Genomic DNA, 11,401 nt, shown 5'->3' on the forward strand with positions numbered 1-11,401 from the left:
CCATCCCCCTGGGACCGCGACACCATCAGCGACTTCCATTTCGCACGGCTGCAGCTACTCCCCGGTCTGGGCACACTTCATGGCAGGCACCGCGCCGACGACATTCTCCTGACACTCGAAATCAGCATGCTCCCGTCCTAGCTCCGCCCGGTCCATGAGCCGATACCTCCGGTAACGGGTTCAGATCCCGCTGGACCCATGGCGTACGCCGGAGCATCGCGGTCCGAGGCGAGTCCAGCGAACTTCTCGCTGCCCTGACCCATTCCGTTTCCCCTCGCCTCGAAGCATCGGCCGGAAGTGCCTCAGACGGCAAACTCCCTTCTGTGTGGTGTTTCTTGCCGCTGCTGGGTACGCCGGGATCGATGCGGTTCCTGGTTCTGCCCTGGAAGTCTTGCCTCCCTGGCCCGGGACCGGGCAAGGGGGCGCGGAACATCTTGTCTCGCAAGAGCGGCTCGTCAAGATCTTCCCCGCTCGTCCCCGTTGCCCGGCCGCCCGCCGGGAGGCATGCAACGCCTTCGGTCAGAACGGCCGGTGCCGCACCCGCGGTGCCGTGCCTGTCCCCTCGCACCGAAGGAAACCTGCTGCGTCATGAGCACGTTCGCCGACATCCCTCCCCGCCAGCTCATCCCCAACGACCGCAACCGGGTCATCGCCGAATCCGCGGTCACCGAGATGATGGCCTCCATCTCCGCCCTGGGCATCCTGCAAACCCTCCTGGTCGTCCCCATCAACCCGACCGACCCGACCGACCCGCTCAACCCGCTCAACCCGCTCGACCCGGTCGAGGACCGCACGTCCGGCGAACGCGCCGAGGCCGAGCCGCTGTGGCGGGTCATCGCGGGTCACACTCGCCGCGAGGCGGCCCTGCGTCTGGAGCTGCCGGACGTGCCGTGCCTGATCGCGCAGGACGCCGGTGAGGCCACCGAGCTGCTGCGGATCCTGGGCGAGAACCTCAACCGCAAAGGTCTGTCCGTCCTGGAAGAGGCCGACTACTACCGCCAGCTCGCCCTCCTGGACGTCACCCCCGAACAGATCGAGTCCACCCTCGCCCTGCCCGCCGAACGGGTCCGGTCCCGGCTGGCCCTGAACGACCTGCCCGCCACCGCCCGCCCCCAGGCCGCCGCGGCGGTCGAGGCCGGGACGCTGGACCTGACCCAGATCGCCGCCCTCAACAGCTTCGCCGACGACGACAAGGCCATGGGCCGGATCCTGAAGAAGGACCACACCACCTGGGGCTTCGCCCACGCCCTGGCCGAGGAGACCCGCAAACGCGAACGCCGCGAAACCGTCGACCGGTTGAAGGCCGAACTCACCCTGGCCGGCGTCAAGATCGTCCCCACCCCCAAAAACTGGCCCTACACCTCCCGTGAGGCCGAAGCCTCCACCCTCCTGGACACCGACGGCCAGCCCCTGGACCCCGAGGAAGTGAAGACCAAGCCGGGGTTCGCGGCGTGGATCAACACCGACTACACGCCCCGCGTGATCATCCTCTGCCTGGACCCCGAAGCCTCCGGATACACCCGCACCCAGCGCACCCGCTACGTCCCCGACGCCGAACGCAAAGCCCAAGCCGCCGCCGAACGCGAGCGCATCGCCCACCACGAGGCTCTGGCCGACGCCGCCCAGATCCGCCGGCGGTTCCTCCACGAGAAATACGCCACCGCCAAGACCGCGAAGAAACTCTTCCCCGACGCCCTGAGGTTCATCGCCGCCCGCCCGGAGAAGACACGCATCAGCAACCCCCAGTCCGCCGACCTGGCACTGAGCCTGGCCGGGATCCCGGCCACCCTCGCCAGCCTGGAAGACGCCGCCGCCGGGGCCGGCATGGACCGCCTGCAGCGGATCGTGGTGGCCCGCTGGCTGACCACCTCCGAGAACAACCTGGACTCCCTGACCGCGCAGCGCTGGGACGTGGACCCAGCCGCCGGTGTGGCCTACCTGGACCGGCTGACGGCCGCCGGGTACGAACTGTCCGAAGCCGAACAACGCCTGCACGCCGACATCACCCAACTCGCCAACGCCACCAACGACGAGGACGAGGACGAGGCTGCCGACGAAGACGATCAGGACGACGAGCCCGACGAGAACGACACCATGGACGACCCGAAAGACGATGCGAGTTTCAGTGCGGACGACGCTGAGAGCCCGGCGCCCCGGGACGAGCTGGACGACGAGCAGGCTGCGTCCGAGGTGAGCACCCCGCAGACGGACCCCGCGGGCCTGGACGACATCGCCAAGTCGGCGCAGAAGTTCGAGGCCGTCGCGCCCGCCGGGACCGACGCGGTTCTGGACGAGCTGGTCGCCGCTTCGCACCACTGATCCACACGGGGTGGCCCGAGCCGAACCGGCTCGGGCCCACCCCGCCTCTCCCCCGTTCTCCGCACGCGCATCGCCATGACAGGACGTTGAATCATGAACGCCGAAAACCCTTCCCACCCGCATTCGCCCAACAGCACTCCGTCGGCTCCAGTGCCACGCATCCGCCTGAACGACCCCGCAGCGCTGGTGCATGCTGTTCCGCTGATCCTCGGGATCCAGCACCTCAGCGACGACCTCGTGATCGTCGCTACCCAGGCACGCACCATCGTCCTGACCGCCCGCGTCGACCTCAGCGCGATCACCGAGCACGCGGTGTGGACCTCGATTCACCAGGCCCTGATCAAGGCACCGGCCGACAGCATCCACGTTGTCGCCTTTCCCACTACGGTCAACGACCAGATCCTCCAGCGGGTGCACGCCGACCTGGTCCAGGTGGGCAACGGCCTGCCGACCGGGGTGTCCCTCGGATGGACGATCACCAGCGCCCACGGCCGCTGGTGGCACCACCACCTCCACCAGGCAGCGCCGACCGGCCCCGGAACCCCTGGACGGGACAACCCGTCCGTGGCCATGGCCCTCACTCTCGCCCGGGGCATTCCCGCCGGATCACGCCAGGACATCGACGAGGCCACCGCCCCGCTCCCCCAGCACATCATCGCCGAGGTCCGGCAGGCCCTGACCGCTCTACCGGCCGGCCGCAGCCGATCCCAGCGCAAAACCGGCGCCCAACAGGCTCTGGACGCTCGCCGGGAACGCCCCCTTCGCTGGAGCATCGACGAGGCCGCGAGTGTCCTGGACGCGCTGAGAGACCTCTATGTACGGGACGCGCTGGTGATCCGCTCGGACGAGGAGCACACCTGCTGGACCTGGTGCAGTCTCCTGCCGTACGCACCACCGGCATGGGTGGCCCCGGTCGCCACCCTGGCCGCGTTCTCCGCCTACCAGCAGGGCCACAGCATCCTGGCGCGCTCCGCCCTCACTCGTGCTCTACACACAGACCGCCGTTATACGCTGGCCCAGCTGTTGGGCCGGGCCATGGAATTGGCGATGAGCCCCGAGGACATCCGAGTGAACATTCTTGCTCCCGCTCATGGCGTGACTCAAGGCGAGGATGAGTAGAGGACAGCAGCGGTAAATGGTACAAAAGACTTTGTATTTTAACCGTATCCCAATTGAGCATAGAGATACTGCGCGGTTGCTAAAGCTGATCGAGGACCGAGCCCACCCGGGCCGCTATCTGCAGGTTCCCTCGCTCACCCAGAGTATTCATGTAGTTGCGAGCGTCGTTGACAAGTTGCTCGTCGTCCGAGTTCAAAGCCTGCGCCAAGACCACGGGAGCAGCGTCCCGCATCAGGTCGTGGTGGGTCAGATAATGTGGATCTGGGCGGTCCAGAAGGATTTCAAGGACTCGAAATGACCTGACAGGATCAGTTTTTGAGGCTTCGGCCAACTGATTTCCAATAGAATATTCTTCGCCCGCCAGTGCAGGGTCTAGCGCCGCTAGCTGTTGGAATCTCGGGAGCCACCACTCGGGGCCGAACTTGTTGCTCCGGACGAACCAGCGAAAGCCGCTGAGTTCAGCAATGTCTTCTGGATGATCGACCACGCGCGCGACGCGCAGATCCCAAAGCCTTGCCAGGCCATCGCGGATTGAGCCATCGACATGCTCCGAATGCATGAATGACCAGGCAATGGACCCTATTGCGTGTCCTCGTGTTTCGGCCGAGGCGGTTGCGAAGAAGGCTTCGGCGACCGGATCGTCCATCGACCTGTCATCGCGAATGATGGCTTCTATGAGCCATTCACCGATGCGTTGCACTGGGTCATTCGGGTGCCCTTTCCAACCAACGCGGATCGGCTCGGCTGCAGCGATGACGGACAGCATCGACTGAGAGAGCAGGGCAAACAGATCCGGGTGATAATGGTGAACAGCTATGGCCGTACTGAAAGCGACCTGCTGAGGGCCGGTGATTTCATGATTGTTGCCGAACCACGTCGCACTAGATTCGGTGACCCACGTGCGATCAGCGCGGAGGAGGCGGCCGAGCCCTTCGCCAAGCACTGCGTGCGAGGCACCATGGGAATCATCCCGGTCCAGTTCCTTGACAAGAGCGCGCTTCGCGGCATTGAACCAGGCAGTGCCCGATCCCCAGTTGAGGAGGTAGATCAGCCCGCGCAGGCGCACAGGCCATTGAAAATTCAAGGAAACGGTGAGTGGATCCATGCCGTTTTCGCCGGCGTTGCTGTGGTATTCCTCCCAAGCATCCTCGTCCTGGGCATCATCGATCAGCAGCGAGGCGAACTCCTCCATGGCTTCAGCAGGCAACGGAGAAGTTCGATCCTTGGCAAGTTCTTCGAGCAGTCCCACGGCGGCCTTCTTCACATAACGGAAGTCGCCGTCATCGTCGAGGGCGTCCCCCTCCCTTGGGAACGTCGACGCATTGGCATGGCCAAGAACATCTCTCAGCAGCGTCGCCATCTGGGACAGATCAACTTCTTGTCCGGACTTGAGGGCGGCCTGCCAACCGTCAAGGATGGAACGAAGGTAGATGGGCCGCAATCGCTCGACGAGCCGCGGCATCCCAGCGAGCGCCCTGGGATTCGTGGCCAAAAGGGTTGCTAGCTCCTGGCCTTGACCCGAGTGTGTAGGTTCAGGGCCCCAGCCGGTGGCACTGCTTCGCCATGATTCGAGGTGGGCAAGCAGTTGGGCGGGGCTCATCATCGACATCTCTTGGCTGGAGAGCGGACTATTCGACCCAATCCAGGTCGTTGCACGGCTCACCGGTTCAAGCGGAGAGTCGATGACGCCCCTCAACTCGTCGAGTTCCTGCAGCCTGGACCGGAGAGCCTGAGGGAGGGCGTCTATGCCGATTGCTGACAACATTCGATGGGTCCAAACTTCCTCGCGGTCAGCGAGTTGCGCTTCTTGCTCGCCCTCCGGGACACCCCTCTCGACAATGATGTGACGGACTCGTTCGCGGTAAGCACCCAAGCCGACCACTAATGCCGTTTCGAGCCCCGCCAACGGCTTCGGTGACAGGGTTGCCATGGCCCGCGCCAGTTCCCCGTACTCGATTCGACAGACATCGTCTGTAGACGCCGGTTCCAGCAGTATGTGTGACGATGCTGCGAACAGAGCGCTTCCATGATCGACAGATGCCGTCTTCTTGAGCGCTTCGGCAAGGGCGTGGAGCGTAATCTTTCTCGCCAAGATCATTTTCGAGCGAGCGAGTATCGCCATCGTCGACTCGACATCGGTCGACATTGTCTCGATTGCAAGATCCCGGACCGTGTCGACCAGCGCTTGAAGGACTCCATGAATCGAGTCATCTCGTTTCCGGATCGACTCCCGTTCAATAAACGTGAGGTCAACATCCTGCCCGAAGTGCCCAACCTGGCGTTCGTACGTTTCAAGCCAGGAAAGAACAAGCCCAAGACAACTGCCGCCCAGAGAGCTGGAGAATTCTCGAAGCCCTTCTTCATACCAATATTCGTCAAAGACTGCACTTATCCCATGTCCGGACAGTTTTTCTGGCCTGAAGAGCGCATTGGCGAACCACGTAGCCAGCTTCCGGTCCGTGCCGCCCTGCAGGCTGACGGCCACGCGCACCAGATCACGAGGATTAGTGCGGCGCCCGAAGCCTTTAGGGGTCCACGACTTGAAGACGGGCCCCAGTCTTTCCACTTCGCCCGGAGGCACCTTAGCCGAAATCTCAAAAACTCCACGACGAACCCACGAGTTGCTACTCTGAGCCACGCCGAGGACGACATCCATGACCTCTCGCGGAACCGCTTCGGCAACACGAACCAAGTATTCCATTTCGGGCCAGTAGGCTTCCTGAATCAGGTTTCCATCCATAATGGACGGTTCTAATGGAGGGCTAAACCCCCCTGCCTTAGCAAGAGGCCCGACCCAGTACGGGTTCTCTAGACCCTCAAAGAAGACCTGCCGTAGCTGCGGCGTCGTGACCTTCCGCAAGAGGGCCTGAACTTCACTGTCCGCGGGAACCTTGTACATGGGGATTCACTCGCCCCCGTTCGTAGTCGCATTAATCTCGGCGAGCAGATCATGAATAGACTGGACATTGTCGAAGAATGCGCGTGTTCGGGCCTCGATAAGATCTTCGACGACACGGATATTATCAAGGATAACATCGACGCCCGGCAGTTCGCGTCGATCGTCATGGTTGCGGTCGAGGTGTGCCCATCCGACAAAAAATTTCTGGGCCTTCTTCCAATGCTCGATTACGGGACTGATCTCTTCGGGATCCCCCGTGATGAAAGCGGCCGCGTTCTTGTTGTTGCGGCCTTCTTCCTTCACTTGCGCACTGATGATATCCGCGAACGTTTGGGCAAGTTTCTTGGGAACGGGAATCAGTTCTTGATCAAGTCTCAGATCAACACCGGGGTATTCGGCCGACAGACCTGGGAGGCGCGCAAGAAGCGCACCCGAGGACGGCTTCGGCCTGTCGATCACAATCGTGCTCATAGCGGAAGGCAGTCCGTTCATCAACTCGCGCATGCAGTGGCACACCACAGCGACATGCGCAGCCTCACATCCGGGCACCGGCCCGGAAAGAAGAGTGAGCAGCCCGGTGCGATAGAGACCGGCCAACTTCGAGCTCCGTCCTGCCAACGCCTCAACGAGGCCTTGCTGGCGCGGATCTAACTCCGGGGGCTTCTCCGTCATCGAGGGTCTAGCTTAATGACTCTGCGGAGTCGGCCGGCGCTCCGATGACCTCCGGTCTCACGTAGCAGCCGATCCGATGGTTCTTCTGCCAAACACGCCACCGAGCTTTCCTATCGCTCGTATCAGGGCCTTGTCCAGCGAGCTCAGGCGTCCGTAGCGTCCATGGGGTACTAAGGACGCCATTACGTCGGACTGCCGGAGCGGAATCCATCGCGTCGGGGCCCAGCGGCGGAGCCGCTGCTCAATTCCTAGAGCTGGACGGCAAGGCGGCCTCGCAGCCGCGCCCCGTCAAGCCCGCACCACCACCTGCGTGGTTGGTGGGCCGGTCCGTTGGCACTCGAGTTACTTCAGTTCGTCGATGGCGTGTTCTGCTTCGGCGAGTGTTGCGTAGGGCCACTTCGCTGTTTTCGGGCTGAACACCTTCGTGTTGCTCACCGCCGATCGCGGGATGGGCCCGTCGAGCGTGTATCGGCCCGTGGCTCCGGGGCGACCGGAGTCGTCCCGGTACAGTGCCCAGCCTTTCGCGGCGGCCCGTTCCCGAGCGGCTTTGAAAGCATCGTCCTGCATGGATCCTTCTCCTCAGGATGAGCCCGCGTCGGACCCATTGACAGCGAGTGTACCCGGCACCGGAACAAGCCGCGACAGTGCAACTCTCGACGCAACTCTAGGCCTGCTCGTCATCCGGGACTGTCCGGTTAACGGTGTAACGGGGTCCGGCCTGACCTGCCGAGCTTGATCGTTCGGCGGACAGGAGTAGGACATGTCCGACACCATCGAGCCCATGACGGGGGCTCAGAGATCGACGAGTGGCGATAGTCAGGAGCATGTTTCGGGTGATGCTGGTGAGGCCATCGGGACTTTCCTGGCGTGTGAGGACCAGCAGCGGCTGGCGGCGGATCTGGTCGCGGCGGCGAAGGCTTCCGGCGCTGATCTGGTCGGCCCGGACGGGCTGATGGCCCAGCTGACCAAGCGGGTCCTGGAGGTCGCGCTCGAGGCCGAGATGAGCGAGCACCTCGGCTATGACGCCCACGATCCCGAGGGCCGCAACGGTCGCAACTCCCGTAACGGCCGGCGCTCCAAGACCGTCCTCACCGGGGTCGGGCCGGTCGAGATCAACGTGCCGCGCGATCGCGACGCCTCCTTCGAGCCGGTCATCGTCAAGAAGCGCCAGCGTCGTCTGGACTCGATCGACCAGATCGTGTTGTCGCTCACGGCCAAGGGTTTGACCACGGGCGAGATCAGCGCGCACTTCGCCGAGATCTACGGTGCGAGTGTCGGCAAGGACCAGATCTCGCGGATCACCGACGCGGTGATCGCCGAGATGGTCGAATGGCAGAACCGTCCTCTGGATCGCGTCTATCCGGTGGTCTTCGTCGATGCGCTGATGGTCAAGATCCGCGATGGAAAGGTCACTAACAGGCCGATTTACGTCGCGATCGGCGTCACGGTCAACGGCGAGCGAGACATCCTCGGACTGTGGGCCGGCGAGGACTCCCAGGCTGGTGAAGGAGCGAAGTTCTGGCAGCAGGTTCTGACCGAGATCAAGAACCGTGGGGTCGAGGACGTCCTCATGCTCGTGTGTGACGGACTCAAGGGCCTGCCGGCCTCGGTGAGCAACGTCTGGCCGAGCACGATCGTCCAGACCTGCGTCGTTCATCTGCTGCGCAACAGTTTTCGCTACGCACCCCGCCAGGCCTGGGACAAGCTCGCCAAAGACCTGCGGCCCATCTACACCGCCGCCACCGAGGCCGCGGCGGCCGAGCGACTCGAGGACTTCGACGAGATCTGGGGACACCGATATCCGGCGATCACCAGGCTCTGGCGCAGCGCCTGGGCGGAGTTAACGCCGTTCCTGGCCTTCGACGTCGAGATCCGGCGGATCATCTGCACGACCAACGCAATCGAGTCGCTCAACGCCCGCTACCGCCGCGCCGTGAACGCCCGCGGGCACTTCCCGACCGAGCAGGCCGCGATGAAATGCCTGTACTTGGTCACCCGTTCCCTGGACCCCACCGGACGGGGTAGGGCAAAGTGGGTGGTCAGGTGGAAGCCCGCACTCAACGCCTTCGCCAACACATTTGAAGGCCGCCTGACCCCCAGCACCACCAACTAATCAACGCTGGGCCGCGTTACACCGGCAATCGGATAGTCCCGGGAACGACGCGGTGGTGGGCCCGCGCGATATGGCGAAGGCTGGATTGCCTGAATCCCAATCTCCAGCGATGCAATGTTTCATCCGCCGGAAATGGCATCTGAAACCGGTGCCGTGCTCTGCGTTCGTCTATTTCGTTGGCGGATGCACCTTCCGGAGCGCGGGCGATGCCCAGTGAGGGCATTGAAGGGGATGAGTGGGGCTCCTACGTCGCGCTATTCGTACGACAGGGACGAACGTGGGATCGCCTACGGGACGCGAGTCCTACGGCGACGGAGTGCTCGTAGTAGTCGCCGGAGTCGCGCCCGGCCACGGAGAGCGGGAAAGCCGTTCACAGGGCGAAGGAGCACAGGTGATCTGGACACTCAAGAACGGGGAGGTATGCGAAATGCAGAGCGCCGAAACAGTTCTGGGTGTCCTACGTGAGCGCGGCCGACAAAATCTGCCGCTGGAGGAGGTGTATCGCCAACTGTTCAACCCGCAGCTCTACCTGCTGGCCCACGGCCGGATCTACTCCAATGGCGGAGCGATGACGCCGGGGGTTACCGAGGAGACCGCCGACGGCATGTCGACGGTGAAGGTCGGACGCATCATTGATGCGATGCGCCACGAACGCTACCGATTCTCGCCATCACGCCGCGTCCATATCCCGAAGAAGAACGGGGCGACGCGGCCGCTGGGCATGCCGACATGGTCGGACAAGCTCGTCGGGGAAGTGATCCGCCTGATCCTTGAGGCGTACTACGAGCCGATGTTCTCCGACCGATCACATGGGTTTCGCCCCGGAAAGGGATGTCACACGGCCCTGACCGAGGTGGCGCTCACCTGGACCGGGACCACGTGGTTCATCGAAGCAGACCTACGGGACTGTTTCGGGTCTCTGGATCACGACATCATGCTCACGATCCTGGGTGAAAGAATCCACGACAAGCGGTTTCTCCGGCTGGTGCGCAACATGCTCCAGGCCGGGTATCTGGAGGACTGGGTCTGGGGAGCGACGTTCTCAGGGGCCCCCCAGGGCGGCGTAGCCTCGCCTGTCCTCTCCAACATCTATCTGGACCGGCTGGACAGATTTGTCGAGGACGTCCTCATCCCTGAATACACCCGAGGAGGGCGCAGGAAGTTCAATCCTGCCTACCAACGGTTGACCGGAGCGATCGAGCGGGGCCGCAAACGCGGTGACCGGGCCGGGGTGGCCAGCCTGCGAAAGCAGCGCCGGACCATGCCGAGCCTGGACATGCATGACCCCGGCTACCGGCGGCTGCGATACATTCGCTACGCCGATGACCATCTCCTCGGGTTCACCGGCCCCAAGGCCGAAGCCGAGCAGATCAAGAGTCGTTTGACCCAATTCCTTCGACATGAGCTGAAACTCGAACTATCGCAGGAAAAGACTCTGATCACCAACGCCCGCTCACAAGCGGCACAGTTCCTCGGCTACGACATCTGCGCTCACAGCGACGACACCAAGGGACGACGGGGGCGCCGGTTCACCGGCGGCTTCATCAAACTCAGTGTCCCGCCGGCAGTGATCAAGGCCAAGAGCGCCCCCTATCGTCGGCACGGTAAACCCGCTGCCCGCCTCGATCTGGTGAATCGTGATGACTACAGCATCGTCGCCACGTTCGGGGCGCAATACCGGGGCATCGTCCAGTACTACCTGCTCGCCGGGAACGTCTACCGACTGAACCGGCTCGAATGGGCCATGCAGACCGCGATGCTGAAAACCCTGGCCACGAAACACCGCACGCCCGTGTCACGACTGATCGTCCGTCACAAGACCAAAGTCGTCACACCGCAAGGGCTCCGCACGTGTTTCGAGGCCACGGTTGACAGGCCCGGCAGGAAAGGACTGGTCGCGCGGTTCGGAGGGATCCCGCTGAAGCGGAACAAGACCGCGGTCATCCGCGATCGCATCCCCAACCCCCTACGCCAACGAGAAGTCACCAGACGACTGATCCGAGGCCGCTGTGAACTCTGCGAGAACACGGAAGACATCCAGATCCATCAAATCCGTCGACTCGCCGACCTCACAGGGACGGGAAGGACAAGGCACCTCTGGGAAGAGACGATGGCAAGGAAACGCAGAAAGACATTGATCGTCTGCGGTCCCTGCCACAGCTCGATTCACGCGACCTTGCCAGCACAACCACGGAAATGATCACTGGAGAGCCGGGTGCGGGGAAACTCGCATGCCCGGTTCGGCGGGAGGCCGCGCGGAAAAGGACCCATCCATCGGG

The 11,401-nt window shown here is 63.3% G+C and carries 7 protein-coding genes; 4 read left to right on the forward strand and 3 right to left on the reverse strand.

Annotated elements, in window-relative coordinates; genetic code table 11:
- The first annotated feature begins 588 nt into the window (after positions 1 to 588).
- Both KIH74_RS35440 and KIH74_RS35445 read left to right on the forward strand, forming a co-directional pair.
- On the forward strand, positions 589 to 2,319 hold the full coding sequence (locus tag KIH74_RS35440; RefSeq protein ID WP_214160835.1) for a ParB/RepB/Spo0J family partition protein: 1,731 nt from the start codon (positions 589 to 591) through the stop codon (positions 2,317 to 2,319).
- Positions 2,320 to 2,469: 150 nt separating this feature from the next.
- The gene (locus KIH74_RS35445) at positions 2,470 to 3,438 is read left to right on the forward strand and encodes a DUF4192 domain-containing protein (protein ID WP_214160836.1); all 969 of its coding nucleotides are present in this window, start codon (positions 2,470 to 2,472) and stop codon (positions 3,436 to 3,438) included.
- A 79-nt stretch (positions 3,439 to 3,517) separates the two neighbouring features.
- Here KIH74_RS35445 and KIH74_RS35450 read toward each other — a convergent pair whose 3' ends face one another.
- The 3 genes from KIH74_RS35450 to KIH74_RS35460 all read right to left on the reverse strand — a co-directional run bounded on the left by KIH74_RS35450 (position 3,518) and on the right by KIH74_RS35460 (position 7,576).
- Positions 3,518 to 6,178, reverse strand: a complete 2,661-nt coding sequence (locus KIH74_RS35450; protein ID WP_214160837.1) for a hypothetical protein — start codon at positions 6,176 to 6,178, stop codon at positions 3,518 to 3,520.
- A 165-nt stretch (positions 6,179 to 6,343) separates the two neighbouring features.
- Positions 6,344 to 7,009, reverse strand: coding sequence for a hypothetical protein (locus KIH74_RS35455; protein ID WP_214160838.1), 666 nt, complete (start codon positions 7,007 to 7,009; stop codon positions 6,344 to 6,346).
- Between the two features lie 342 nt (positions 7,010 to 7,351).
- A complete protein-coding gene (locus KIH74_RS35460; RefSeq protein ID WP_214160839.1) occupies positions 7,352 to 7,576 on the reverse strand; it encodes a hypothetical protein in 225 nt (74 codons plus the stop codon).
- 214 nt (positions 7,577 to 7,790) lie between these two features.
- Between KIH74_RS35460 and KIH74_RS35465 the strand changes: the two genes are divergently transcribed.
- The gene (locus KIH74_RS35465) at positions 7,791 to 9,122 is read left to right on the forward strand and encodes an IS256 family transposase (protein WP_372492177.1); all 1,332 of its coding nucleotides are present in this window, start codon (positions 7,791 to 7,793) and stop codon (positions 9,120 to 9,122) included.
- Between the two features lie 427 nt (positions 9,123 to 9,549).
- Entirely contained in the window at positions 9,550 to 11,322 is a 1,773-nt protein-coding gene (locus tag KIH74_RS35470; protein ID WP_372492178.1) for a reverse transcriptase/maturase family protein, read from the forward strand.
- Positions 11,323 to 11,401 lie beyond the last annotated feature (79 nt).

It is taken from the genome of Kineosporia corallincola (assembly GCF_018499875.1).
Taxonomy (GTDB): domain Bacteria; phylum Actinomycetota; class Actinomycetes; order Actinomycetales; family Kineosporiaceae; genus Kineosporia; species Kineosporia corallincola.

Excerpts from the sequence above, each read along its gene's own strand:
- KIH74_RS35470 (WP_372492178.1), top strand. The coding sequence starts at position 9,550 with ATGCAGAGCGCCGAAACAGTTCTGGGTGTCCTACGTGAGCGCGGCCGA.
- KIH74_RS35450 (WP_214160837.1), bottom strand. The coding sequence starts at position 6,178 with ATGGATGGAAACCTGATTCAGGAAGCCTACTGGCCCGAAATGGAATAC.
- KIH74_RS35465 (WP_372492177.1), top strand. The coding sequence starts at position 7,791 with ATGACGGGGGCTCAGAGATCGACGAGTGGCGATAGTCAGGAGCATGTT.
- KIH74_RS35455 (WP_214160838.1), bottom strand. The coding sequence starts at position 7,009 with ATGACGGAGAAGCCCCCGGAGTTAGATCCGCGCCAGCAAGGCCTCGTT.
- KIH74_RS35440 (WP_214160835.1), top strand. The coding sequence starts at position 589 with ATGAGCACGTTCGCCGACATCCCTCCCCGCCAGCTCATCCCCAACGAC.
- KIH74_RS35460 (WP_214160839.1), bottom strand. The coding sequence starts at position 7,576 with ATGCAGGACGATGCTTTCAAAGCCGCTCGGGAACGGGCCGCCGCGAAA.